This window comes from Bacillus sp. BR3(2024), from assembly GCF_039134555.1.
In the GTDB taxonomy this organism is placed as follows: domain Bacteria; phylum Bacillota; class Bacilli; order Bacillales; family Bacillaceae_G; genus Bacillus_A; species Bacillus_A cereus.
On record NZ_CP152433.1, the window covers coordinates 1210628 to 1236385 of the forward strand.

Here is a 25758-nt window from a genome sequence, read left to right on the forward strand (position 1 = left end):
TTCTACTTTATTGTACGAAAGTCATTTGAATTTGATGTGGTAAAATGCAAAACAAGCCTAACCTCGTTCTACATTCAGGGAGGGGTTAGGCTTGTTTTAATTCCGTTCAAAGTCTCTGTGTATCAGGCTGTTTATACATTGCCTAGATAGCTTCGTGTTAAATTCGGGAGAATAATTTTTCCATCTTTACTGTATTTTTCGAATAGCTCTGATAGGAGAAAAATAAAAATTTTATACTGTTCGTCATTTTCTTTCGGAGCATAAGATGCTGATAAATTCCTTCCCAAAAACCCTTCATAATCAAAAAGTAAATCATTTTGATATTCTTTAAAATCATACTTTCCATCTTTAAAAAAGTTGTTAAATACTTCTGGAGTTTCATCTATTCCACCGCTAAAGCCTTTAAAGTTTGGACAGGTTTTCTGGCAAATTTCTGCATTCTCTTTAATAAGTGGACTAGTTAAATCTCTACTATTCCAAACAAGTGCAACATTTGCTTTTTGTTTTAAAATTCGTTGGCATTCGATTTTGAAAGCCTCTTTATCAAACCAATGAAATGCTTGGGCAACAGTTACTAAATCTACACTATTTTCTTTTAAAGTGGTATTTTCAGCAGTTGCTTTTATGGATTGAAAACGAGAATATAGTTTTAACGATTGCTCAGCCATCTTTCTCATATCATCATTTGGCTCAACTCCAATAACATGTAAACCACTTTCAAGCAGCTGGTGGCTAAATATCCCCGTACCTGAACCAATATCAGCCACAATCCGATTCCCTTTCAGTTGGTTAGCTGAAAGCAAGTAATCAATATATTCATTAGGATAACTAGGGCGATATTTTGCATATATATCGGCCCTGTCAGTAAAATTTTCTGTTGTTTTCACAGTACTACCTTCTTTCTTACGATATGATGTACAGAAATAGAAATTAAATATGAATTCCGGCATCAATCTTTAAGTCTACAACTTAAGAATCCAGCTAAATAGAGGGCCTCAGTTTCTTTATTCAAATATCCTTTATCCGTTTAGTATCTATTTTAGATAATATCTTCCAAAAGACTAGAATGGCTTACTCAATTATGTTTTAAAGTGTATATTTTTATGGATTTATTTAATAATTTATGAGCGATTGTATGTCGTATTACGTTTACGTAGGTAAGAGATTTTTATTTTTGCTATTTAAATTGGCCAATATATCCTTTTTACAATTTACTGAAAATCATGTATAACAGAGATACATGATTATTTTATCTCGCTATTTGCGGGCAGTAAGACCCCTTACCTCGAAATTCAGCAAAAGCAAAGAAGTTAGGTTGGGGTCGGGATGGCCGTAAAAGTCCGATTCGTGAGGGTTGATTAAAGTTTCACTTTATAAATATTCAGAAGTAGAGGGAGAAAAGTTGTAATGGTAAGAAAAACGTTCAAGATGCGCGTGTCTAAAAATAGAACGATTTCGATTAATGGTTCGATTCTTGATGTAGATGTTACACATGATGAATTTTTACAAGAGTTTGTTGAGTGGGTCGATTCTAAAGGTTGGTCGTTTATGGGGATAACGGATGAGATTACGCCCGAGGAAGCTAGTCAAAAGTTAATAGATTCGTTGATTGATGAGAAGGATAAGAAAGAGTAATTCCTTCTTATTTTTATTGTATATTTATGTTCTTTATCGTAAAAATATGATATAGTGAAAAATAGTGAAAATTCTTCCAGTTTAATACAAATTACATATGATTGGTAGATTTATTATTTTGTTAGAGGAGTAAATGGAAAAGGGAGAGTCATATGGTAAATTTTAAGAGAATTTTGGTTTTTATTACAGTTATTTGTTTGTTTTTGTTGACACCTATGACATTGCGTGCTGAGACGAATATTGGAGTAAATCCAGAACAAGTTGCACCACCACCTGCAGAAGGACCGAATGTTTTTAGTCAGTTTGCAACGACAATTGATGCAAAAACAGGAGATGTTTTGTATGACAAAAACGCATATCACCGTGCATATCCTGCTAGTACGACGAAGGTGTTAACAGCGATTTTACTCATGGAACATACAAAGCCAGAGGATCAATTTACATTTTCACAATTAGCATTAGATCAAGAGAAGAGTAATTATCAAATTGAGTTTCAACCTGGAGAGACAATTAATAGAAATACTGCGCTTATGATTTTAATGGTGCTGAGTGCGAATGATGTGTCGTATGCGATTGCGGAGCGGATTGGCGGGAGTGTTGAGAATTTTGCTAATATGATGAATGAGAAAGCGAAGCAATTAGGGGCGAAAGATAGCCACTTTGTAACACCGAATGGATTACATGATCCGAACCATTATACAACGCCGTATGATATGGCTATGATTACGAAGGGTGTGCAAAAGTATCCTGAAATTTTACAAGCGATGAATACGAAAAGAACGACAGTTACGACGTCTAGGCAGACGGTGTCTATTTTTAATAAATCTAATTTTTTTGAAAATCCATATAGCATTGGCGGTAAAACAGGGTTTACGAATGAAGCGCGTAATACACTTGTTTTATTAAATGAGAAAGATGGAAATCGTATTATAAGCGTAGTAATGGCTTCTCAAAGACCTGAAATTTATGAAGATTTGAAGCAGATGGCGGAATATTCTTTCGGTCAATTTACGAAGCAAATGGTGCTCGATAAACATAATTGGCATCAAAAAACAACATATTTAAATAAAGATGTTAATTCTGAGTTAGAACAAAGTGCAGAGCTTATGCTTAAGAAAGATGAAGGGAAAAATGTGAAAACTATTTTCCGGGCGGCTTCATTAGATAAAGAATCTTTATATCATAAAGGAATACATCGTGGTGAGGTAGTTGGTGCAGTTGATATTACGAAAAATAATCAAACAATTGCGACGGTAAATGTTCTTTCAACAGAAGATGTCACTTTTGCGATACCTAAAAAAGATACAACTATGCCTGAAGTAAAAGACTCAAATATGAAAGTAATAAGTGTTGGGATAGGTGCGATTGTATTATTTGGAGCAATTTTATATGTAGTGTTGCGCCGAAATACAAAAGGAATGAAATCAGAAGGTAAATAAATTACTAATAAAAAGACTGTGTAAAATTTTGGCACAGTCTTTTTTATATATCTTAAATAACTAATAATTGTAAATTTTCTTATTGCAATAACTAGAAGTTCGTTATATCATTTACTTGTGTTCTTGTTAAAGAACAAAATGGATATTGCATACTTCAAATAATATAAAACAACGGAGAGGGAGAGAGACGATGAAATTAATATGGAAGATAATTAGCAACGCGATCTCATTTGTTTTATTTGCATTGATGGTTTTTTTAGCTTTTGTAGTTATTTCTTCAAAAGCAAGCGGTGGTGATCCGACAGTGATGGGATATCAATTTAAGAGCGTTCTTTCAGGATCAATGGAGCCGACGTTTTTAACAGGATCAATCATTGCAATAGAACCAAACAAAGATGGTTCTAAATATCAAAAAGGTGATGTTATTACCTTTAAAGAGAAAGATCAAAAAATTATCACTCACCGTATTATCGGTGTGAAAGATACAAATGGAAAAGTAATGTATGAAACAAAAGGGGATAACAACAACGGACCAGATTTAGAGCCAGTACTTGCAGAAAATGTAGTTGGAAAGTATGCAGATATTACAGTTCCATATGTTGGTTATTTACTGAATTATGCGAATTCGAAAGCAGGAGCAGCATTACTTCTTATTATTCCAGGAGTCTTTTTGCTTGGTTATTCCGCTATTTCTATTTTTGGTGCTATTCGTAGCATTGACGGAGAAAAGAAAGATAAAAAAGTAGAACAATCCGTCTAGTTCGTTTGGTTATACTTTCCGTTTAGGAAGTTAACAAATATATATTAAGGGGATATGGACATGACTTTAAAGAAAAAATTAGGAATGGGTATTACATCAGCAGTATTAGGAGCAGCTTTAGTTGGTGGAGGAACATTTGCATTTTTCAGTGATAAAGAAGTGTCAAACAATACATTTGCGGCTGGAACACTGGATTTAGCATTAAATCCATCAACAGTTGTTAACGTATCGAATTTAAAGCCTGGGGATACAATTGAAAAAGAATTTAAATTAGAAAATAAAGGCTCTTTAGATATTAAAAAGGTTCTACTGAAAACAGATTATAATGTAGAAGATGTAAAGAAAGATAATAAAGATGATTTTGGTAAACATATTAAAGTAACATTCTTAAAAAATGTAGATAAGCATGAGACAATTGTGAAACAAACTACTTTAGATAAATTAAAAGGTGACACACTTACAGCTGTAGATAATGATTTATCGGCTTGGTTCTGGGATGAAAAAGGTATTTCAGCAGGTAAATCTGATAAATTCAAAGTGAAATTTGAGTTCGTTGATAATGGAAAAGATCAAAATCAATTCCAAGGCGATAAGTTACAATTAAATTGGACGTTTGATGCACAACAAACAGCAGGTGAAGAAAGATAATAATAAAAAGGGCTATCACATGGATAGCCCTTTTTCTATTTTTCTAGTATTTGTCTATCAATTTTAATAGTTCTTTACTATAATATAGATAACGTTCTGTATAAAGAACGTAATGTTCGATGGGAGAGATTAAGATGCTGAAAAGAACGCGTAATTTTAAAAAGATGCTTATATTGCCGTGTATGTGTTCTATTACGTTTTATTTAGGATCTCAAATTATGACGCATACAGAAGCGGCGTTCATTCATGAAACGAAAGTAGAAGCGACGCTTTCTACAGCAATTATATTTCCGAAAACAGTTAATACGTTAAAAGAGCAATCTGAGAAACATAAACAGTTTATTGAGCGTGAGTATGGAACGATGAAGGGGAAATCGAAAGCAACTTCTATTGAAGAAATAAAACAGGCGATTTCTGTATGGCAACAAGGGCGTGAGAAAATTGTTGCTGAGAAGGAAGCTCTGCAAAATGTATATACTGAAATAGAAGCTCCTTACAATCAAATACAAGAAGAATTAAAGGTAAATAAAGATGAGTCGATGCAGCAAGTGTCCATATATGTAAATGAAGGCTTTCGCAGTATCAAAGAGAAGCGTGACTATATTGAGAAAGAAATTAGCTTGAAAGCTATTGATGAGCAAATTCAGGCTCTTCAGCAACAATTAAACGTTGCAATTGAAGCGGAAGGACAAAAGAAAGTAGAAGAACAGAAGAAAGCCGAAGAACAAAAGAAAGCCGAAGAACAGAAAAAAGTAGAAGAACAGAAGAAAGTAGAAGAACAGAAGAAAGTAGAAGAACAGAAAAAAGTAGAAGAGCAAAAGAAAGCGGAAGAACAGAAAAAGCTAGAAGAGCAGAAGAAAGCGGAGGAACTGCTTTAGTGAAACAGCTAGAAAACAAGAATGTGGTGTAAGAGAGAGTGAACGAATAAGCAAGACTAGTAATATTTATACGAGTGTGAGGGAACGTTAGCCCTCACCTCTTTGTTTTTCTTTTTTCTTATAGTATTAAATGATTTGAGTGTGAAAAAAGTTATAAATTATCATCATTTTTTCTGAAAAGTCTAAATAATATTGAGAAATAAAAATAACTGAAAATATTAATAAATATGTGTTGTGTTTATATAGGGTTGTTCGTTATAATGAACATAAGGTTTTTAAAAAAGAACACATATTAGCTAAGCTAATATAGTTTTCTTTACATCTCTTATTGAAAAATAAGTGATAAAAATATAAAAAAAAGCTAGGGGGAATTGATTGTGAGTCTGAAAAAGAAATTAGGTATGGGAGTTGCATCAGCAGCATTGGGGTTAGCTTTAATTGGTGGAGGAACATTTGCATTCTTTAGCGATAAAGAAGTATCAAACAATACATTTGCAGCTGGGACGTTAGACCTTACATTAAACCCTAAGACGCTTGTAGATATTAAAGATTTAAAACCAGGGGATTCTGTTAAGAAAGAGTTCTTATTACAAAACAGCGGTTCGTTAACTATTAAAGATGTTAAATTAGCAACAAAGTATACTGTTAAAGATGCAAAAGGTGATAATGCTGGTGAAGACTTTGGTAAGCACGTTAAAGTAAAATTCCTTTGGAACTGGGATAAACAAAGTGAGCCTGTATACGAAACAACTTTAGCAGACTTACAAAAAGTTGATCCAGATCTTTTAGCTAAAGACATCTTTGCTCCTGAGTGGGGAGAAAAGGGTGGATTAGCAGCTGGTACAGAGGATTATCTATGGGTACAATTTGAATTTGTAGATAATGGAAAAGATCAAAATATCTTCCAAGGTGATACATTGAATTTAGAATGGACATTCAATGCTAACCAAGAAGCTGGGGAAGAAAAATAATAAAAAAGCGGGTATCCCCCGCTTTTTTTATAAAGAAAAAGAAGTGCTACTTGTAAGCACTTCTTTCTATTTATTATTTTGCTTCCACTTTGTAAATTCAAGAAATTCACGAAATTGTTCTTTGGAGACACCAGAGTTCATTGCATCTTTAACGAGTTGTGTCCATTCGGAGTCTAGGTTAGTTTCCTTTGTTGTTTCATCATGAAGTAAAGTATCAACTGGAATTTGTAGAACTGCTGCGATCTTTTCAAGAAACTGAATGGAAGGGTTTTTTTGTAAATTTCGTTCTATAGAACTAATGTAAGATTTAGCAACGCCAGCTTTTTCGGCAAGTTCAGTTAATGAAATCCCTTTTTGTAAACGAAGGCGTTTTATACGTTCTCCAATCATATTTGCGCACCTTTCTATCAATATGTAGTTGTCTTATGATGTCATTATTATAACATAAACTTCGTTAAAAAGAACAAACCTATTGAGCCTGACTGGATGGCTTCATACGTTGGAAAAATTGCTCGATGTCTTGCATGGCGATACCAGCATCTAGAGCTTCAAGTATTAAATCAATCCATTCTTGATCCAGTGCGTCTGTCTTATCTTTGTACAAATGTAATTCCTCCCTAATTATCGGTCATAATTGCTGCTACAGAATACATGATAATGCAATCGGATTTTGTGTTTTATATAGTGAATTATCAAATATTGTGTAGATGAAACAAAGATAAAATCCCCATTAAACTCCCTCTATGGAAATTATAAATTGTTCGATAAAAACTTTCAATATTTTCAGAAAACATTGTTGAATTGTGATATATTCGTATGCTAACTATGAAATTTTTACAAATATATTAAAAATATTACATAATATGACTAAATATTGAAAAAATATTGAATTTTTAATAAAATTCAATTTGTAATACATATTATTTATTAGGGGAGGAAATAAGGGATGAACAAGAAACCGTTCAAAGTTTTGTCATCAATCGCTTTAACAGCTGTATTAGGCCTTTCATTCGGGGCTGGCACTCAATCTGCATATGCTGAAACGCCTGCGAATAAAACGGCTACGAGCCCAGTTGATGATCACTTAATTCCGGAAGAACGTTTAGCAGATGCGCTAAAAAAACGTGGGGTAATTGATTCGTCAGCTTCAGAGAAAGAAACAAAGAAAGCTGTCGAAAAGTATGTAGAGAACAAAAAGGGTGAAAATCCTGGGAAAGAAGTACCGAATGGGGATCAACTTACGAAAGAAGCATCTGATTTTTTAAAGAAAGTGAAAGATGCGAAAGCAGACACGAAAGAAAAATTAGATAACCCTGCAACAGGAACACCTGCAGCGACAGGCCCAGTTAAAGGCGGTCTAAATGGTAAAGTACCAACTTCTCCAGCGAAACAAAAAGACTATAACGGTGATGTACGTAAAGATAAAGTACTCGTTTTACTTGTAGAGTACGCTGACTTTAAACATAATAATATCGACAAAGAGCCTGGATATATGTATTCTAACGATTTTAATAAAGAACATTATGAAAAAATGTTATTCGGCAACGAGCCGTTTACATTAGATGATGGAAGTAAAATTGAAACGTTTAAACAATATTACGAAGAGCAATCTGGTGGTAGTTACACAGTGGACGGAACAGTTACAAAATGGTTAACAGTTCCTGGTAAAGCTGCTGATTACGGTGCAGATGCTGCTAGCGGCGGTCATGATAATAAAGGACCAAAAGGCCCACGTGATTTAGTAAAAGATGCATTAAAAGCAGCTGTAGATAGCGGTCTTGATCTATCAGAGTTTGATCAATTTGATCAATATGATGTAAATGGTGATGGAAATAAAAATCAACCGGATGGTTTAATTGATCACTTAATGATTATTCATGCAGGTGTTGGACAAGAAGCAGGTGGTGGTAAATTAGGTGATGATGCAATTTGGTCACATCGCTGGACAGTTGGACCAAAGCCATTCGCAATTGAAGGTACACAAGCGAAAGTTCCATATTGGGGTGGAAAGATGGCAGCGTTCGACTACACAATTGAACCAGAGGATGGAGCAGTTGGTGTATTCGCGCATGAATATGGTCATGATTTAGGTTTACCAGATGAGTATGATACACAATATAGCGGTGCTGGTGAGCCAATTCAAGCTTGGTCTATCATGAGTGGCGGAAGCTGGGCTGGTAAAATTGCAGGTACAACACCAACGAGCTTATCACCACAAAATAAAGAGTTTTTCCAAAAAACAATCGGCGGTAACTGGGCAAATATCGTAGAAGTAGATTACGAGAAATTAAATAAAGGTATCGGTCTAGCGACATATTTGGATCAAAGTGTTACGAAATCTAACCGTCCAGGTATGATTCGTGTTAACTTACCAGACAAAGATATAAAAACAATTGAGCCGGCATTCGGAAAACAGTATTACTACAGCACAAAAGGTGATGATCTTCATACGAAGATGGAAACACCACTGTTCGATTTAACAAATGCAACGACTGCAAAATTTGACTTCAAATCATTATATGAAATTGAAGCAGAGTATGATTTCCTTGAAGTACACGCTGTAACGGAAGATGGTCAACAAACGTTAATTGAAAGACTTGGTGAGAAAGCAAATAGTGGAAATGCAGATTCGACAAATGGAAAATGGATTGACAAATCATATGATTTAAGCCAGTTCAAAGGTAAGAAAGTAAAATTAACATTTGATTACATTACTGATGGTGGTTTAGCATTAAATGGTTTCTTACTTGATAATGCTTCATTAACAGTAGATGATAAAGTAGTATTCTCTGATGACGCAGAAGGTACGCCACAATTCAAATTAGATGGTTTTGCTGTTTCTAACGGAACAGAGAAGAAAAGCCATAACTACTATGTTGAGTGGAGAAACTATGCTGGTTCAGATAACGCGTTAAAATTTGCACGTGGTCCAGTATATAACGCTGGTATGGTCGTATGGTATGCAGATTCAGCTTACACAGATAACTGGGTAGGTGTACATCCAGGACACGGTTTCCTAGGTGTAGTTGATTCTCATCCAGAAGCAATTGTAGGAACTTTAAATGGTAAACCGACAGTGGAAAGTAGTACACGATTCCAAATCGCAGATGCGGCGTTCTCATTCGATAAAACGCCAGCTTGGAAAGTTGTATCTCCAACGCGTGGAACGTATACGTATGATGGTTTAGCAGGTGTACCGAAGTTTGATGATTCTAAAACGTATATTAATCAACAGATTCCAGATGCAGGACGTATTTTACCGAAGCTTGGTCTGAAGTTTGAAGTAGTAGGACAAGCTGATGATAATTCTGCAGGTGCTGTTCGTTTATATCGTTAATACTGTAAAACTACCGAGAGATTTTCTTTCGGTAGTTTTTTTGTGAGCAATGAATTTTATATAGCTGAAAAAGTCATATATAATGTAACCTTAAGAATAAAAATTTGTTATATATGAAGTCTATATAAATAATGAAAGAATTGGATAAAAATAGTGGGAGAAGGTGAGTGAATGAGTATTTCCTCTATTGTAAGTAGGCAAAAGGAATATTTTTTAAAAGGGCATACGAGAAGCATCGAAATGCGAAAGAATAATTTGAAGAAGCTTTATGAAGGCATTCAGCGTTTTGAAGAAGAAATATTTCAGGCATTGAAATTAGATTTAAATAAGTCAGTTCACGAGTCGTTTACAACGGAAGTTGGATATGTATTAAAAGAAATTTCCTTTCAATTGAAACATATTTCATCGTGGAGTAAACCGAAACGAGTTCGAACAGCACTTACTCATTTTGGATCAAAAGGAAAAGTAGTGCCAGAACCGTATGGTGTGACGCTTATTATTGCACCGTGGAACTATCCTTTTCAATTAGCAATTGCACCACTTGTAGGAGCACTGGCAGCTGGAAATACAATCGTTTTAAAGCCGTCAGAGTTAACACCAAGCGTTTCAAAAGTGCTTAAGAGAATGTTAGATGAATTATTCCCAGAAGAGCTTGTAGCGGTAGTAGAAGGTGGCGTTGAAGAGAGTACATCTTTGCTGAGGGAACCATTTGATTATATTTTCTTTACTGGTAGTGTTGGCGTTGGAAAAGTTGTAATGGAAGCAGCAGCGAAACAGTTGACGCCGCTCACTTTAGAACTTGGCGGGAAAAGTCCTTGTATTGTACATAAAGATGCAAAGATAGAGATGACAGCAAGAAGAATTGTTTGGGGTAAGTTTTTAAATGCAGGGCAGACGTGTGTAGCGCCAGATTATATGTATGTGCATTCTTCCGTGAAAGAAAAGCTAATTGAGGCACTGCGACATGAAATTATAGAGCAGTATAGTAAAGAACCTTTGCAAAATGAAAATTATGTGCGTATTGTAAGTGAGCGTCATTTTGAACGATTATGTGGATTTTTACAAGATGGTCAAGTCGTAATTGGTGGAAACTATAAGAAAGATACATTACATATTGAACCGACAGTACTAGCGGATATTACATGGAAAGATACTGTTATGGAAGATGAAATTTTTGGTCCGATTTTACCAATCATAGAGTACGACAACATAGAAGATGTAATTGGCACAATCCAGCAACATCCGAAGCCGTTAGCGTTATATGTATTTTCTGAAGATAAAGAAGTACAAAAGAAAGTGACGAGTAATATTTCATATGGTGGAGGCTGTATTAATGATGTTGTTTATCATCTTGCCACGCCATATTTACCTTTTGGGGGTGTTGGAAGTAGTGGATTAGGGGGTTATCATGGGAAAGAAAGTTTTCGGACTTTTTCACATTATAAAAGCATTTTAGCCCAATCTACAGCATTCGACATGAAAATTCGTTACTCTTCTACAAAAAGTGCTTTAAAATTCATACGAAAGTTGTTAAAATGATGATGGTGTTTATCAGTAGGCGTAGCCGTATGATAATAGCCCCTTCGCAATGGAAGGGGTTTTTCTGTTCGACGTTATGTATCATGCGAAAATGAATCAAACATACTACATAAAGAATAGAAACGAACGCTTGTTAAATAACCATTTTTGTTTGGATCGAAACAAAAAATAGTCTATAGAACATAAATATTTATTCATGAATATAAAAATTTAAAATTTAAGGTAGATAGGACGGGAAAATGAAAAAGATTATTAAAGTTGAAGCAGTTGAAAAACATTTTGGAAATCAAGTGATTATCCCACCTCTTTCTTTAGATATTAAAGAGGGAGAGTTTTTAACAATTTTAGGGCCGAGTGGCTGCGGGAAAACGACTTTACTTCGTATGATCGCAGGATTTGAAACTCCAACTAAAGGGAATCTTTTATTAGATGATGAAAGAATTAACGATTTGCCGCCATATAAGCGTCATATGAACCTAGTGTTCCAACATTACGCACTATTCCCACATATGACAGTAGAGAAGAATATTTGTTTTGGTATGAAAATGCAGAAAGTATCAGCAGCAGAGCAGAAAGAGCGTGCTGAAGAGGCAATGCGTTTAACGCAGTTACTTGAGTTCCGTAATCGTAAACCTGCGAAGCTTTCTGGTGGACAACAGCAGCGTGTTGCGATTGCAAGAGCGATTGTAAATAATCCGCGTGTATTACTATTAGATGAGCCACTTGGAGCGCTTGACTTTAAGTTACGAAAAGACTTGCAACGTGAATTGAAAAACTTACAACGTAATTTAGGAATTACGTTCATATACGTAACGCACGATCAAGAAGAAGCAATGAGCATGAGCGATCGTATTGTCGTTATGAATAAAGGACATATCGAACAAATCGGAACGCCGAAAGAAATTTATAATAAGCCGAAAACATTGTTCGTTGCGACATTCATCGGTGAAAATAATATTGTGAAGAACGGGGAAGGCTATGTAGCAATTCGCCCTGAAAATGTAAAAGTACGTTCGGTTGAAGAACCAATTTTAAAAGAATACCATCTTGGACATATTGAAGATATTGAGTTTGTCGGAAATATGGAGAAGCTTTATGTACGTGATGAGAAAACATCAGAATTACTAATGGCATATCAAACTGCTGAAGAGGCAGTGCAGTGGAGCATTGGAGATAATGTATATGTAGGCTGGGAGCAAGAGGACGAGGTGACCTTAAATTGAAAAAAGGGAAATTACTCGCACTACCTACAGTCGCGTGGCTGCTAATTTTCTTCCTAATCCCGCTCGTATTCGTATTAGGATTCGCCTTCATGCAGCGCGGAGCTTACGGGACAGTAGAAATGCAATTTACGCTGGAGAATATATCCCGTGTATTTGATCCATTGTACTTAGGAACGTTATGGGAAACTGTTAAGATCGCAGTTATTACAACAGTAATATGTTTATTAATTGGTTATCCGTTTGCGTATACAATTACAATTGTTGACCGCAAATACCGCTCTATTCTTTTATTATTGGCAACGATCCCGTTTTGGATTAACTTTCTTGTTCGTTCATACGCATGGATTGTTATTTTACGTTCACAAGGTCTTGTGAATACGTTGTTATTAAAGCTTGGCATTATTAGTGAACCGTTAAATTTATTATATAATACTCCTTCTGTAATACTCGGAATGGTCTATTCTTTATTACCATTTATGATTTTACCAGTGTATGCAGCAATTGAGCAGCTGGATAAGCGTAAGCTAGAAGCGGCTTATGATTTAGGAGCAACACCAATAAAGGCATTTTGGAATATAACAGTGCCGATGACGATGTCAGGAATTGCGACTGGTTCTATTTTAGTATTCGTTTCTTCTATCGGAATGTTTGTTGTATCAGACGTGATGGGCGGATCGAAAGTAGCATTAATCGGAAACGTTATTCAAAATCAATTCTTAGGTGCACGTGACTGGCCGTTTGGATCTGCGTTATCGATTATCGTTGTTCTATTCTCTGTTCTGTTAATTTACTTATATTATCGTGCAACGAAAGTATATAAATATAATGAGAACGGAGGGGAATAGGCAAAGATGAAGAAGTTTTTAGTTTCTTATTCTTGGTTGATTTTGTTATTCTTGTATTTTCCAATGATGGTTTTAATGGTCTATTCTTTCAACGACTCTCGCATTAATGCGGAGTGGGAAGGTTTTACATTCCATTGGTATACAGATTTATTTCAAAAACAAGATGTTATTGATGCATTTGTAAATAGTATTACGATTGCAGTTATAACAACGATTGTGACAACAGTACTTGGTGTATTCTTTGCAATTGCTTTGCATCGTTATAAATATCGTTTCGAAGGGGCTATTAATGGCCTTGTATATTTACCAATTTTAATTCCTGATATTTTAATGGGATTATCTTTACTAATTCTTTTCAGTCAGTTAGGAATGGAACTTGGACAAACAACGATTATTATTGCACATATTACATTTAGTATTTCGTTTGTTGTTGTTATTTTAGCTGCGCGTCTTTCAAGTATGGGACGTGACTTAGAAGAAGCTGCAAATGATCTAGGAGCAACGCCTTGGCAAACGTTTCGTTATGTAACGTTCCCAGCAATTGCACCGGGAGTTATTTCGGCAGCATTATTAACATTCACATTATCAATTGATGATTTTGTAATTAGTTTCTTCGTATCAGGACCAGGATCAACAACATTGCCACTATACATCTACAGTATGGTTAAGCGCGGAGTATCACCAGAAATTAATGCTCTTTCTACAATTTTAATTGTTGCTATCGTAGGATTAATGGTTTTATCTGAAATCTTCCGGAACAAAGGTGCAGATGGTGAAGAAAACTCTGGAGGACACCTTCCTTTATAATACGAACGATATAGAAAGTACAAGGGGGTAATAAACCGATGAAATTAATGAAAAGAATAGCTGGCGCAGCAATTAGCTTTAGCCTTGTTGCTGGTGTGCTTGCTGGTTGTGGTGAAAAGAAAGAAGAATTAAATATTTATAGTTGGGCTGACAATTTTGATGAGCAAGTGCTAAAAGATTTTGAAAAGAAGTATAATGTGAAAATTAACTATGACAAGTACGCAAGTAATGAAGAAATGCTTGCGAAATTACAAGCTGGTGGCGCAAAGTATGACTTAATTCAGCCGTCGGATTACATGGTTAAAACAATGGCGAAAATGGACTTATTAGCTCCGTTAGATAAAAAGAATATCCCGAATATCGAAAATATGGTTTCTAATTTTAAAACACCTGCGTTTGATCCAGAGAATAAATATTCTTTAGTGTACACTTGGGGTGTAACAGGGATTGCATATAATAAAAAGTATGTGAAAGAAGCACCTACAAGCTGGGCGGACTTATGGAATGAGAAATATAAAGGACATGTAACGTTACTGAACGATTCTCGTGAAGTATTAGGAGTGGGTCTTAAGAAGCACGGGTTCTCAAACAGTACGAAAGACGATGCACAATTAAAGACAGCAGCAGATGATTTAAAGAAGCTGCTTCCAAACTTATTAGCATTTGATACAGATAACATTAAACAAAAATTCATTACAGAAGATGCTTGGATCGGAACAGTTTGGTCTGGAGATGCAGCATTTATCGCAAAAGATAATAAAGATGTAGAATATGTTGTACCAAAAGAAGGCGGCACAATTTGGGCTGATACGTTAGCAATTCCAAAAGGTGCAAAACATAAAGAGCTTGCTGAGAAATTTATGAACTACTTACTAGATGAAAAAGTAAGTGTGAAAAACTACGAGTCAATTGGTTACAGTAATCCAAATGAAAAAGCTCATCCTCTTCATAGTAAAGAATACCGTGATAATCACATGATTTTCTTAACGAAAGAAGAGTTAGATCGTACAGAATGGCTTGTTGATGTAGACGATAAGTTAAAAGACTATGATCGTTACTGGACAGAGCTAAAAACAAAAGGTAAATAAGCAAGGAAATGCGGTTTCTAAAGTAGAAATCGCATTTTTTCATAGTAGGAGGAAATCGTTTGAAGAAGAAGTTACATCAGTATGAGGTAATGTGTATCGGTTTGTTATTTGCTGTATTTGGTATTGTTGCTTGGCGCGTACATGCAGGTGGCGTTACAGTGATGGATACATATGTCCGTGGATTAGTAAGAGGGCTACAAACGGAAAGTTCTCTTACATTTTTCTCGTACTTTACAAAATTGGGATCAGCAATTGGGATAGTCGCTACGCTCGTTATAAGTTTGCTTGTTTTTTGGAAGAAGCGTTATTATGCTGCGATGATTGTATATCCAATGGGAATTTTAATAACACATCTTGTGAATAAAGGGATAAAAGAGATTGTAAAGAGAGAACGTCCGTCATTAAATGAAGCGCTAGATGCACTTGGGTATAGTTTTCCTAGTGGACATGCAATGTTATCGATTATGACATTTGGATTTCTTACTTATATCATTGCTGCTAATTTGAAAAGCGTAGCTGGGAAATGTGTCACAACGATTTTGATGGGGATAGTAATTCTGTCGATTGGATTAAGTAGAGTCATTTTAAATGTACATTACCCAACTGATATTTTAGCTGGTTACTGCGTAGGTGGTATTTTGTTAATTATCGCGATTTACTACCATCGTTTACTTACTGAGAGATTAGGGCTTAATAAAGAGAGATAGAAAAACGTCTGGAAAAACTATTATTATAGTTTTTCCAGACGTTTTTTGTTTATATCAAGATGTGATACAGTATAAGTGACAATTGAATTATGTAAAGTAGGTGAAAATGTGTGAAGACAAATGTACATAAAGTTGATAAGTGGGGGAAGTTAGGAGCCTTTTTGTATCAGTTTCGTTATACAGTAATTGTAGCGTTACTGTTGCTCGCAATCGCACTTGGGATTTTTGCTCCAAAGCTACCGGGAGTATTAGGTGGTGACGGTTTCCAAACGGAAGGCGACTATCAAAAAACAAAAGAAATTTTAGATAAAGATTTTAAGAAGTCTCAAGATACTCTGCTGCTCGTTTTTGAGAAAAATAAAGATGCTTCGCATGAGGAATTTAAAAAGCGAATAAATGAAATTGTAAAGAATGTTCAAGAGAAAGAGAACTATGAATCTTTCCATCACCCAATCCAAAATAAAGAAATGCTACAAGATGACATCGGCTATGCGACAATTTTATTTTCCGGGAAAACAAATAAGGAACGAATGGAAAAGACATTACAATTTGCTGATGAGATTGAGAAAGAAAGTAATATAGCATTAAAAGTAACACCTACAGGGTTTCCGAAAATTAATAAAGAGATTAATGAAAGAACGCAAAATGATTTAAAAGTAGCAGAGATGATTGGATTACCAATTGCGTTTCTTGTATTACTATTTTCGTTTGGTAGTCTTTTGGCATCAATTTTACCGATTTTGAATGGGGCGCTTAGTGTTATTAGTACGATGGGTATATTGTATTTCATCGGTGTTGATAAAGAACTATCTATTTTCGTGTTAAACGTTGCACCGATGATTGGACTTGCATTATCTATTGATTTTGCGCTATTATTTGTGAACCGTTTTCGAGAGGAAGTTGCTAAACGAACGGTAAAAGAAGCGATAGCAATTACATATCAAACGGCAGGACGTGCGATTGTATTTTCAGGATTATGCGTATTTGTTGGGTTATCCGGTTTGTTTTTCTTTAAGATAGATTATATTCAATCTGTCGCGATTAGCGGAATGATTGTTGTCATTATGAGTATTTTATTCTCATTCACACTTCTTCCAGCACTATTATCGTTAATCGGTAAAAGAATATTAAAAAAGAATCAAGTAGCACATACGCCGGCAAAAGCATGGCGTAAATTTGCACGATTTGTGATGAAACATCCAATTGCAATGATTATTGTTGTTACAACATTTATTGTTATTTGCTTATTACCGTTACGTACAGCTAATTTGCAGTTCCCTGGTGTTGAAGCTTTACCTGAAAAGAGTGATACAAGGATTGCATATGAAAAGTATGAAGAAGCATTTAATGAAACTGTCAAAACACACGCTGATGTTACATTAGTTGTAGAGACGAAAAAAGATATGAAAGAAAAAGAAAGTCTACAAAAGATAGAAGAAGTCGTTCAAAAGTTAAAAGATGATAAGAAAGTACATGAAGTAAGAAGTTTATACGACGGGTTAACTGGAATGAAAGCAGATCAAGTTGTTGGAATGTTGCAGTCGCCAGAATCAGCGAAACTAACTCCTGTATTTGAAGCATACACGCAAGGGAATAAGACGACGATAGAAATCTTTTTGAAAACAAAACCACGTACAGAGACTGCAAAACAGTGGGTACGTGACTTTAAAAAGAACTATAAAGAAACGGATGTTACGTATTATCTAGGCGGAATGACGACGTTTCAACAAGAATTAGAAGATGAAATTAAAGATAAAGTTGTAATTGGTATGTCTGTTATATTTGGATCGACCTTTGTTATATTATTATTTGCATTCCGATCTATACTCATTCCAATTAAGGCAATTGTTATGAATATACTTAGTTTAAGTGCAACCATTGGAATTGTTGTTTGGTTATTTGAAGGTGGTCATTTCGGTTTAGAAGCAAGTCCGGTTCTGTTTGTCTTACCAATCTTCATTTTTGGCCTCGTATTTGGGCTTAGTATGGATTATGAAGTATTTCTTATTTCACGTATTCATGAGCTCTATGAAGAAACAGGAGATAACGATCAAGCAACGTTAGAAGGGCTCGTTTCAACAAGTAGAATTATTACATCAGCTGCTTTAATAATGATTGTTGTAACTGGTGCATTCGCATTTACTGATATTTTACCAGTAAAGCAGATGGGTCTTGGCGTTGCATTAGCAATATTTCTTGATGCAACAATTATTCGTCTTATGCTCGTACCAAGCTTAATGAAGTTATTTGGAGACTGGAACTGGTGGTTACCATTTCGAAAAAAAAGAGAAAAAGCATCATAAAAAATGCTCATCAATATGATGAGCATTTTTTATGAATAGCAAAGCCTACATTTTGCAAATAGTATGTGATAAGAACATTACATAATAAGTAGGTGAAGGCAATGTTTCGTTATTTTAAGTTTAAGTTAAATGATACAGTACAGTTTGCCGAGAACGATGGGCATATGTATCGCATTGTCGGTTATCGGTTAGAAAAAGGGTTTTATCCAAAAGATGAATGGACTCATATCATTTATGAACTACTTAGAGAATTTGACGGATATACGATGGATGCAGAAGAGGAAGAACTTGTAAAGGTCGTTCAAGTAGAGGATGAGTATTACAAAATACAAGAAGTATCAGGTTATCGCTATCCAGTAAAAATGAAACAAAAACAACAAGTGATGAAAATAGAAAAGATGGACGATTTATTAGATGCTTACAATGATTATAAAAGGTTGGCGGATTTCTTTAAAGATTTATCGTATGAACAAAAAGCTGAAGAAGTATTGTTAGAAATGAAAAGACTTAGAGCTTGAGGGGCAGTCTATTATAAGACTGTCCTCTATTTTTGACGGTGCATCAAAGTGTGTTTTCCGTTACAATGAGAGAATCAATAGAAATAAGGTGATAAACAGTATGGAAACAAAGAAAAAGGGTGAATGGTGTGAAATTACCGTTCCAGCTAAATGGAATGGTATAAGTATTGAATCGGTATTAAAAGTAGAATGGGAAATACCGAAAAAGCTATTACATCAGCTTCGTATGGAAAAAGGTGTTACGGTTAACGGGGAACAAAGAAGATGGAATGAGCTTTTAAAAGAGAACGATAAGTTACAAGTCCATATGTTTGCGGAGGAAGAGTACGGTGTAGATCCAGAATATGGTGAATTACATGTAGTATACGAAGATGATCACGTACTTATCGTAAATAAACCAGAGCAAATGGACACGCACCCTGCTGAAAAAGGTGGAACCGGGACGCTTGCAAATCTTGTTGCTTTTCATTTTCAAATGCAAGGTTTAGAGACGAAGGTGCGTCATATTCATCGTTTAGATAAAGATACGACAGGTGGTGTCGTGTTTGCTAAGCATAGAATTGCTGGTTCAATTATGGATCGCTTATTAATGGAAAGAAAAATTAAAAGAACGTACGCAGCGCTCGTTGAAGGGAAAGTAAAGAAGAAAAAAGGAAAGATTGATGCTGCTATCGGAAGGGATCGCCATCATGCTACAAGGCGTCGTATTTCTCCAAAAGGTGACCAAGCTATCACATATTATAAAGTAGAAAAGTATTTTAAGAAGCAAAACACGACTTTCGTAACGTTACAATTAGAAACGGGTAGAACACATCAAATTCGTGTTCATATGAGTCATAATGGTAATCCATTAGTTGGGGATGTATTATATGGTGGACAAACAAAATATATGTCCAGTCAAGCATTGCATGCGATGAAGATAAATTTCTTGCATCCAATTACGAAAGAAGCGATTGAAGTTGATGTGCCGTTTCCTACAAAGTTAAATAATAAAATAAAAGAATTTCAAAAAGAAAATGCGTAAAGTATAAGTTTTAACTTGAAAAAAGTAGATTTTTGCAGGGATTTCTCTAAAAGAAGCGAAGCCGTTAAGAGAAAAGAGAGGTGAGAATCACTTGATTAAATATAAGTATGTACTGGGAATATTTTTCGCTTGTCTTTTACTTACTCTATTTCTCTATCCCTATTTACCAAATCGTATGGCAGTACATTGGAATGTAAATGGTCAGCCAAACGAGTTTATGAGTAAACAAGTCGTTGTAGCATTTATTCCCTGTTTTATTATTTTTTCATATGGATTTTTGTATATTATTTCACATAATATATTTAAGTTTAATGAAAGAGAGCATGGTATTATAGGCGGATTTATAAAGAAAATTACGTTATTTATGTTGTTTATTCATACGCTTATCCTCTTTATTAATTTTGGGGATTTGATATCCTTTCAAACAGGATTAACGATTGGGATTAGTATGTTTCTTTTTATGCTGAGTAAAGAATTTAAGAAAATAAAAGGCAAAGAAAAAGAAAAAGATCCAATTAAATTACAAAAAATTTGTTTAGTGAGTAGACGGATTTTTCAAGTGATGGCATGTGGCATATTGTTTTCATTGTTTTTGAACTTAGAGTGGGGATTTTATGTATTGCTTAGTGTAATAAGCTGTGGATCTATGTTGTTTATGTTATATATTTTCTATTCATACATAATAGAAAGCTATGAAACTTAAAAAAGAGTCTTCTCATTATGAGAAGACTCTTTTAATCTATTTACTTCGTAATAAATTGTTGTGTCCAGTAGTTGCCGCTTTCTACATAACCAACACCGATGTGAGTGAAGCCGTTATTTAAGATGTTTGCACGGTGTCCAGCGCTGTTCATCCAAGCTTGTACTACTTCTTCAGGTGTACGTTGACCTTGAGCGATGTTTTCACCTGCAGATGTATAAGAAATACCAAATTTCTTCATCATGTCAAACGGAGACCCGTATGTAGGGCTGTTATGATCAAAGTAGTTGTTTTTTTGCATATCTTCAGACTTAATACGTGCTACTTTACTTAATTCAGTATCGATTTTTAGTGCTGGTAAGCCTTGTTTTGCACGCTCAGCGTTTGTTAATTCAACAACACGTTGTTCAAACTCGCTTAAAGATTTTGCTTCTTCAGCAGGCTTTTGCTCAGCTGGTTTTTGCTCAGCTGGTTTTTGAGTATTGTTGTTTTCAGCAGGCTTTTGAGCTTCTGGTTTTTGAACTTCTTCAGCAGGCTTTTGCTCGGCAGGTTTTTGCTCAACTGGCTTTTGAGTTTCTGGCTTAGCTGTTGGTTGCTCAGTTACAACATTTTCAGTAGGTTGTTGATCAGGAATGAAGCAGTTTGGTTGGAAGTTTCCTTGTTGCCATTGTGCTAATGATTCAACTCCCATAGATTGTAAGAATGCTTGTAATTCTTGTTGGCTCATTTGTTTCATCATTACTTTTGAATGCTGAATATTTTGAACCTTTACGTTAGATGGTTGTACTGTTGCAGCTTGTGCATCTAGAGAAGATACTCCTAAAGTAAGAGCTGTTGCAGCAGCTACAGATAATAAAACACGCTTTTTCATGATGTGTGTCCCCCTATATAAAGTTTTAATTTGTTTTCACACGATTTGTTTTTGACAGCCTGTCTGACTGACAAATTCATCGTAGCATACAATTTGCGAGAAAAAAGATGGAAAAAAATTCATAGACTTTAAAATTACCTAATTTATCCTAAGAGAAGAAGGGAGTAAAAATAAGAGAAATATAGAGTATAAAAGGAATTTATAGTGTTTTTATACTTGGTTTTAAGAGGGGATTTTTGGATAAAGTTACCTAAATAGAAAATGAAGAATCCTATTGTATCAATGGTTTGAACGATTTTTTGAGGAATATAATGGATTGATTTTTACAAAACTGTAATGTTTCTGTTGTTCTTTTTTATAATAAAGTAACATATTTTTAATGTTGTAGCAGACAAAAAAGCGGCTATCTCTTTACATAGACGAAGGAGATAGCCGTTTTCCTATTATTACGTATGTTACGAGTTATTACGAGTTAGTTTCAATTGCTTCTAATAATAAATCCACAATGTGAATTCCTCTCATTTTATGAGAAAGCCCTTCTCGCTCAATGCCCAATTTCATTTGTAATAAACAACCTGGATTTGCAGTAACAATGGTTGCTGCTTCTGTTTTATGCACACGGTCCATTTTGTAATCTAGAAATTCCATTGATAACTCTGAATGAACAATATTGTAAATACCAGCAGAGCCACAGCAGCGGTCGGCATCTTTCATTTCTCGATATGTTGCACCTTGGATAGCCTCTAGTAACATACGAGGTTCAGAAGATGTGCGCATAACATTGCGTAAATGACAAGAGTCTTGATACGTAATAACCTGCGGCGTGAGTCGTAAGTCAGTTCGCTTATGGAAGTCTAATTCTACTAGTATAGCAGTAATATCTTTAATTTTAGAAACAAACTGCTTAGCACGTTCAGCCCAATCCGGATCATCCTTTAAAAGATAATCATAATCTACAAGATAAGCCCCGCAACCACCTGCATTCGTAATAATATAGTCGATGTTTAAATTTTCGAATGCTTTTATATTTCGCTTTGCTAATTCTTTTGCTCCACTCTTTTCACCAGCATGTCCATGCAATGCACCGCAGCAACTTTGTGTTTTCGGAATAACGATATCACAACCAGCTAATTGAAGAAGTTTCATCGTTGCATTATTTGTTTCTAAAAACATCGTATCCATTAAGCAGCCTGTAAAGAATGCAACTTGTTTTTTCTTTGTACTTTCTGCAGGTAAAAATGAAGGACGATCTTTCATCGCTTTCATTTTAGGGACTTTTGGTAAAACGAGATCCATCGTTGCAAGGGTTTCAGGGAATAACTTCATAATCCCTGTTTTATGTGTTAGCGTTTGTAAACCAGAACGTTGATAAAATCCGATTAGTCCAGTTAATGTTCTCATTCGATTTTGATGGGGGAATAATCCTTCAAAAACGACTTTTCGAACAGCTTTCACTGGCACTGAGAATTTTTTATTTTGATTAATAATATCACGAGCTTCTTCTAATAAATGTCCATAATTTACACCAGATGGACAAACAGGCTCACAAGCACGGCAACCAAGACAAACGTTTAATGTATGTTCAACATCTTCATCTGGTTCGATTAAACCATCAACGACTGCTTTCATTAATGCAATACGTCCGCGCGGTGAATGTGACTCTTTATATCCGGATTGAATGTAGGTAGGACAAGTAGGTAAACAAAAACCGCATCGCATACAGTTTAGTAATTCATCTTCACTTAATCGTTCTTTAAATTCTTTTTGAATATTTTCTTTATTTAATGTGGTCATCGCTCAACCACCACTCTTTTTCGAGTGTCTTTCGCGAACATTTTTCCAGGATTCATAATGTTATTTGGATCGAAAGCTTGCTTTATTCCTTGCATAGCTGCAATACCTTCTTTACCTAATTTCATTTCTAAATATGGAGCTTTCATTGCACCAACACCATGTTCACCAGTAATTGTGCCACCAAGTTCAATTGCTTTCGCAAATATTTCAGCAAAAGCTTGCTCAGCTCGGTGCATTTCTTCTGCATTACGAGCGTCTGTCATACAAGTTGGATGTAAATTACCATCACCAGCATGTCCAAACGTACAAATAGGAATATTATATTTTTTTGCAATGGCATTAATAGCTTCAACCATCGGAGCGATTTGTGAACGTGGTACAGTCGCATCTTCTAATATTGTAGTAGGTTTTAATCGTGCGAGCGCTGATAGAGCACTACGGCGAGCGGTACGAAGCGCATCTGCTTCTGTTTCACCTTTTGCAACGCGAACATCAACCGCATTCATAGAGTGACAAACGTTAGCCATTTTTTCAATATCTCGATTGACTACTTCGGGCGGACCGTCTTGTTCGATTAATAAAATTGCTTTTACATCTGTAGGTAAACCGATTTGTGCAAACTCTTCTACTACTTCAATTGTCGGTTGGTCTAAAAACTCCAGTGTTGCTGGAATGATTTTATTTGCAATAATAGAAGAAACAGCATGTGCAGCTTCATTAATATCTTCATATAGTGCAAGCATTGTTTTCTTTGTTTCAGGCATAGGAACAAGTTTTAATATAGCTTCTGTTACCACGCCAAGTGTTCCTTCAGAACCGATAAATAAACGAGTTAAATCGTAACCAGCTACATCTTTTGCTAATTTACCACCAGTGCGAATAATATCGCCATTTGGTAAGACAAGTTCAAGCCCCATTACATAATCACGTGTTACGCCATATTTCAAACCGCGTAATCCACCTGAGTTTTCATTAATATTACCGCCGATTGTAGAAATTTTCATCGAGCTTGGATCTGGTGGATAAAATAAACCTTTTTCTTCTACCGCTTTAATAATATCAAGTGTAATGACACCAGCTTGTACAGTAATTGTTAAGTTTTCTTCATCAATTTCTAAAATATTGTTCATATGGCGGAAAATAAGGACGATACCGCCTTCAAGTGGACATGTTCCTGCGCAAAGGTTTGTTCCAGACCCGCGCACATACACAGGGATTTTGTGAGTGTTACATACTTTTAACACTTCAGCTACTTCATTTGTATTACGAGGAGCAATGACTGCATCAGGCATTGCTTGGAAGTTTGGAGTGGCATCATAACTATAAGTTAAACGCCCCATATTGGATGTATCTACATTATCTTCGCCAACAATAGATACGAATGAATGAATAATTTGTTTTTCTAACATTGGAAATCCCCCTCAAACTGTTAACGTGTTTAGTTATAATAAACAACGTGGTAACAGTGCTTTCATTATAATGATAAAAAAGTCGAGGGATTCTTTCTATGTATAATCATCTAAAGATTAATCTGTTTTATCATTCTTTTTTGTATAATTATCTAATAGGAGAAGTGCGAAGTACAAAACGTTTAAGTCTTTGAATTGTTTTGGATCAAGTCCTGTATGTTCTTCAATCTTTTTTAGCCTGTAATGTAATGTGTTAATGTGTATATGTAATTGTTTAGCCGTCTGTTTATAAGATTGGTTATAATCGATAAATAAGCGTAAAGTTTGCATAAGCTCAGGAAATGATAATAAGTTTTCGATGGTACGCTCTAGAAATTGTTCACGCGTTTCGACAGAAATATCTTGTAAACACATTTCTAAACGTAAATCTTCATTAAATACAATTTTTTTCGTTTCCAATGATACAGAAAGAGCGCGTAATGCTTGTTCGTAACATATGCTCATATTGTTTGGGGTAACTGTTTGTCCAATCCCTATATATAAAGGAATAGAAAATAAAGTTTCGCAGTCTTGTTTTAACCGTTTTAAAAATTGATAAGTTTGTTCTTTGGAGCTCATCGCTGTAAATAAAATAAAACGATCATTTCCCCAGCGAACAAATAGATGCTCTTTTGTTAAAATATTACGTATGTGTTGCCATATTTTACGCTGGAGCATCGTGTCATTTTTGCCAATAGAAAACAAAATAAGTTGTTTTTTCTTATATAAATCAATACCAAGTGTTTTGGCGCGATCAAGAAAACTTGGAGACCACTCTGTATTTTGAAGCCAATCAAAGACAAAAGCTTCATAAGAACGGTGCTCAAGTTCTAGTTGCTCTAAAAAGTAGTTTTCATGAATTAATAATTCGGTCATCTTACGCAATATTTCTCCGTAGCGTGAAATATTTTCAGGTTCTCCTGTAATTCCAATGACACCAATTACTTCATCATGAAATAATAAAGGAAGATTCATCCCAGCCTTTACACCTTGCAATTGCCTTTCATCTTCTTTTGTAATGATGACGGTTTTCTTTTGTTTGGCACAGCGGAGTGCACCTTCATGAAATTGACCAATTCTTTCTGTATCTGTACTTGCGATAATAACGCCTTCTATATTAATGATAATAATATTTTCTGTAATTAGTCTGCGTACTTCTCGTACAATTTTATTCGCTAAATCAGGAAATAGCATAATTGACACACCTCAAATTCTATTTGTTG

The 25758-nt window shown here is 35.1% G+C and carries 24 protein-coding genes; 17 read left to right on the plus strand and 7 right to left on the minus strand.

Features of this window, described 5'->3' with window-relative positions:
- Positions 1 to 131: 131 nt before the first annotated feature.
- Positions 132 to 887 carry a class I SAM-dependent methyltransferase gene (locus V7S45_RS06270; protein WP_025690101.1) on the minus strand — a complete coding sequence of 252 codons (756 nt, stop codon included), beginning with the start codon at positions 885 to 887 and terminating at the stop codon, positions 132 to 134.
- Between the two features lie 520 nt (positions 888 to 1407).
- Between V7S45_RS06270 and V7S45_RS06275 the strand changes: the two genes are divergently transcribed.
- The 6 genes from V7S45_RS06275 (at position 1408) to calY (ending at position 6331) form a co-directional block, all read left to right on the plus strand.
- Complete coding sequence (locus V7S45_RS06275; RefSeq protein ID WP_000251856.1) at positions 1408 to 1635, plus strand: hypothetical protein; 228 nt, start codon at positions 1408 to 1410, stop codon at positions 1633 to 1635.
- Positions 1636 to 1787: 152 nt separating this feature from the next.
- Positions 1788 to 3074, plus strand: a complete 1287-nt coding sequence (locus tag V7S45_RS06280; protein ID WP_025690099.1) for a D-alanyl-D-alanine carboxypeptidase family protein — start codon at positions 1788 to 1790, stop codon at positions 3072 to 3074.
- A gap of 190 nt (positions 3075 to 3264) precedes the next feature.
- Positions 3265 to 3834 carry a signal peptidase I gene (locus V7S45_RS06285; RefSeq protein ID WP_000767792.1) on the plus strand — a complete coding sequence of 190 codons (570 nt, stop codon included), beginning with the start codon at positions 3265 to 3267 and terminating at the stop codon, positions 3832 to 3834.
- 60 nt (positions 3835 to 3894) lie between these two features.
- Entirely contained in the window at positions 3895 to 4482 is a 588-nt protein-coding gene (locus V7S45_RS06290; protein WP_000172852.1) for a CalY family protein, read from the plus strand.
- A gap of 119 nt (positions 4483 to 4601) precedes the next feature.
- Positions 4602 to 5360, plus strand: coding sequence for a DUF4047 domain-containing protein (locus V7S45_RS06295; RefSeq protein ID WP_089607290.1), 759 nt, complete (start codon positions 4602 to 4604; stop codon positions 5358 to 5360).
- A gap of 377 nt (positions 5361 to 5737) precedes the next feature.
- On the plus strand, positions 5738 to 6331 hold the full coding sequence (calY, locus tag V7S45_RS06300) for a biofilm matrix protein CalY (protein WP_000053714.1): 594 nt from the start codon (positions 5738 to 5740) through the stop codon (positions 6329 to 6331).
- 66 nt (positions 6332 to 6397) lie between these two features.
- Here calY and V7S45_RS06305 read toward each other — a convergent pair whose 3' ends face one another.
- Positions 6398 to 6721: a helix-turn-helix domain-containing protein gene (locus tag V7S45_RS06305; protein ID WP_000578884.1), complete on the minus strand. Its 324-nt coding sequence runs from the start codon at positions 6719 to 6721 to the stop codon at positions 6398 to 6400.
- 79 nt (positions 6722 to 6800) lie between these two features.
- A complete protein-coding gene (locus tag V7S45_RS06310) occupies positions 6801 to 6935 on the minus strand; it encodes an anti-repressor SinI family protein (protein WP_000276219.1) in 135 nt (44 codons plus the stop codon).
- Positions 6936 to 7277: 342 nt separating this feature from the next.
- Here V7S45_RS06310 and inhA1 point away from each other — a divergent pair, with 342 nt between their 5' ends.
- The 11 genes from inhA1 (at position 7278) to V7S45_RS06365 (ending at position 20425) form a co-directional block, all read left to right on the plus strand.
- Positions 7278 to 9668 carry a M6 family metalloprotease immune inhibitor InhA1 gene (inhA1, locus tag V7S45_RS06315; protein ID WP_001035936.1) on the plus strand — a complete coding sequence of 797 codons (2391 nt, stop codon included), beginning with the start codon at positions 7278 to 7280 and terminating at the stop codon, positions 9666 to 9668.
- A 171-nt stretch (positions 9669 to 9839) separates the two neighbouring features.
- Entirely contained in the window at positions 9840 to 11207 is a 1368-nt protein-coding gene (locus tag V7S45_RS06320) for an aldehyde dehydrogenase (protein ID WP_000028378.1), read from the plus strand.
- A gap of 239 nt (positions 11208 to 11446) precedes the next feature.
- Positions 11447 to 12430 carry a spermidine/putrescine ABC transporter ATP-binding protein PotA gene (gene potA / locus V7S45_RS06325; RefSeq protein WP_000720334.1) on the plus strand — a complete coding sequence of 328 codons (984 nt, stop codon included), beginning with the start codon at positions 11447 to 11449 and terminating at the stop codon, positions 12428 to 12430.
- Positions 12427 to 13275 (plus strand): spermidine/putrescine ABC transporter permease PotB, encoded by an 849-nt coding sequence (gene potB, locus V7S45_RS06330; protein ID WP_000715500.1) that lies wholly within the window; start codon positions 12427 to 12429, stop codon positions 13273 to 13275. Before potA ends, potB begins: the two co-directional genes overlap by 4 nt.
- A 6-nt stretch (positions 13276 to 13281) precedes the next feature.
- Positions 13282 to 14082 carry a spermidine/putrescine ABC transporter permease PotC gene (gene potC / locus V7S45_RS06335; protein WP_000714192.1) on the plus strand — a complete coding sequence of 267 codons (801 nt, stop codon included), beginning with the start codon at positions 13282 to 13284 and terminating at the stop codon, positions 14080 to 14082.
- 38 nt (positions 14083 to 14120) lie between these two features.
- Positions 14121 to 15170 (plus strand): spermidine/putrescine ABC transporter substrate-binding protein PotD, encoded by a 1050-nt coding sequence (gene potD / locus V7S45_RS06340; protein WP_000772485.1) that lies wholly within the window; start codon positions 14121 to 14123, stop codon positions 15168 to 15170.
- Between the two features lie 59 nt (positions 15171 to 15229).
- On the plus strand, positions 15230 to 15877 hold the full coding sequence (locus tag V7S45_RS06345; RefSeq protein ID WP_000727792.1) for a phosphatase PAP2 family protein: 648 nt from the start codon (positions 15230 to 15232) through the stop codon (positions 15875 to 15877).
- A 110-nt stretch (positions 15878 to 15987) separates the two neighbouring features.
- The gene (locus V7S45_RS06350) at positions 15988 to 18180 is read left to right on the plus strand and encodes an MMPL family transporter (RefSeq protein ID WP_025687756.1); all 2193 of its coding nucleotides are present in this window, start codon (positions 15988 to 15990) and stop codon (positions 18178 to 18180) included.
- 101 nt (positions 18181 to 18281) lie between these two features.
- Complete coding sequence (locus V7S45_RS06355) at positions 18282 to 18698, plus strand: hypothetical protein (RefSeq protein ID WP_000490301.1); 417 nt, start codon at positions 18282 to 18284, stop codon at positions 18696 to 18698.
- A gap of 100 nt (positions 18699 to 18798) precedes the next feature.
- On the plus strand, positions 18799 to 19722 hold the full coding sequence (locus tag V7S45_RS06360) for an RluA family pseudouridine synthase (RefSeq protein WP_000448349.1): 924 nt from the start codon (positions 18799 to 18801) through the stop codon (positions 19720 to 19722).
- 91 nt (positions 19723 to 19813) lie between these two features.
- Positions 19814 to 20425, plus strand: coding sequence for a DUF1648 domain-containing protein (locus V7S45_RS06365; RefSeq protein ID WP_006917704.1), 612 nt, complete (start codon positions 19814 to 19816; stop codon positions 20423 to 20425).
- A gap of 40 nt (positions 20426 to 20465) precedes the next feature.
- On the opposite strand, the gene V7S45_RS06370 is transcribed toward V7S45_RS06365, so the two are convergent.
- The 4 genes from V7S45_RS06370 to V7S45_RS06385 all read right to left on the minus strand — a co-directional run bounded on the left by V7S45_RS06370 (position 20466) and on the right by V7S45_RS06385 (position 25738).
- On the minus strand, positions 20466 to 21293 hold the full coding sequence (locus V7S45_RS06370; RefSeq protein ID WP_025687757.1) for a CAP domain-containing protein: 828 nt from the start codon (positions 21291 to 21293) through the stop codon (positions 20466 to 20468).
- Between the two features lie 465 nt (positions 21294 to 21758).
- Positions 21759 to 23087 carry a (Fe-S)-binding protein gene (locus tag V7S45_RS06375; RefSeq protein WP_342761696.1) on the minus strand — a complete coding sequence of 443 codons (1329 nt, stop codon included), beginning with the start codon at positions 23085 to 23087 and terminating at the stop codon, positions 21759 to 21761.
- Complete coding sequence (gene glcD / locus V7S45_RS06380) at positions 23084 to 24496, minus strand: glycolate oxidase subunit GlcD (RefSeq protein WP_257115936.1); 1413 nt, start codon at positions 24494 to 24496, stop codon at positions 23084 to 23086. The genes V7S45_RS06375 and glcD overlap by 4 nt, the downstream gene beginning before the upstream one ends.
- Positions 24497 to 24613: 117 nt before the next feature.
- Positions 24614 to 25738 carry a sugar diacid recognition domain-containing protein gene (locus V7S45_RS06385; protein WP_157797734.1) on the minus strand — a complete coding sequence of 375 codons (1125 nt, stop codon included), beginning with the start codon at positions 25736 to 25738 and terminating at the stop codon, positions 24614 to 24616.
- Between the last annotated feature and the right edge of the window lie 20 nt (positions 25739 to 25758).

Excerpts from the sequence above, each read along its gene's own strand:
- V7S45_RS06355 (WP_000490301.1), top strand. The coding sequence starts at position 18,282 with ATGTTTCGTTATTTTAAGTTTAAGTTAAATGATACAGTACAGTTTGCC.
- V7S45_RS06285 (WP_000767792.1), top strand. The coding sequence starts at position 3,265 with ATGAAATTAATATGGAAGATAATTAGCAACGCGATCTCATTTGTTTTA.
- V7S45_RS06320 (WP_000028378.1), top strand. The coding sequence starts at position 9,840 with ATGAGTATTTCCTCTATTGTAAGTAGGCAAAAGGAATATTTTTTAAAA.
- inhA1 (WP_001035936.1), top strand. The coding sequence starts at position 7,278 with ATGAACAAGAAACCGTTCAAAGTTTTGTCATCAATCGCTTTAACAGCT.
- V7S45_RS06275 (WP_000251856.1), top strand. The coding sequence starts at position 1,408 with ATGGTAAGAAAAACGTTCAAGATGCGCGTGTCTAAAAATAGAACGATT.
- V7S45_RS06280 (WP_025690099.1), top strand. The coding sequence starts at position 1,788 with ATGGTAAATTTTAAGAGAATTTTGGTTTTTATTACAGTTATTTGTTTG.
- potA (WP_000720334.1), top strand. The coding sequence starts at position 11,447 with ATGAAAAAGATTATTAAAGTTGAAGCAGTTGAAAAACATTTTGGAAAT.
- V7S45_RS06295 (WP_089607290.1), top strand. The coding sequence starts at position 4,602 with ATGGGAGAGATTAAGATGCTGAAAAGAACGCGTAATTTTAAAAAGATG.
- V7S45_RS06290 (WP_000172852.1), top strand. The coding sequence starts at position 3,895 with ATGACTTTAAAGAAAAAATTAGGAATGGGTATTACATCAGCAGTATTA.
- V7S45_RS06370 (WP_025687757.1), bottom strand. The coding sequence starts at position 21,293 with ATGAAAAAGCGTGTTTTATTATCTGTAGCTGCTGCAACAGCTCTTACT.
- potC (WP_000714192.1), top strand. The coding sequence starts at position 13,282 with ATGAAGAAGTTTTTAGTTTCTTATTCTTGGTTGATTTTGTTATTCTTG.
- V7S45_RS06305 (WP_000578884.1), bottom strand. The coding sequence starts at position 6,721 with ATGATTGGAGAACGTATAAAACGCCTTCGTTTACAAAAAGGGATTTCA.
- potD (WP_000772485.1), top strand. The coding sequence starts at position 14,121 with ATGAAATTAATGAAAAGAATAGCTGGCGCAGCAATTAGCTTTAGCCTT.
- V7S45_RS06375 (WP_342761696.1), bottom strand. The coding sequence starts at position 23,087 with ATGACCACATTAAATAAAGAAAATATTCAAAAAGAATTTAAAGAACGA.
- glcD (WP_257115936.1), bottom strand. The coding sequence starts at position 24,496 with ATGTTAGAAAAACAAATTATTCATTCATTCGTATCTATTGTTGGCGAA.
- V7S45_RS06360 (WP_000448349.1), top strand. The coding sequence starts at position 18,799 with ATGGAAACAAAGAAAAAGGGTGAATGGTGTGAAATTACCGTTCCAGCT.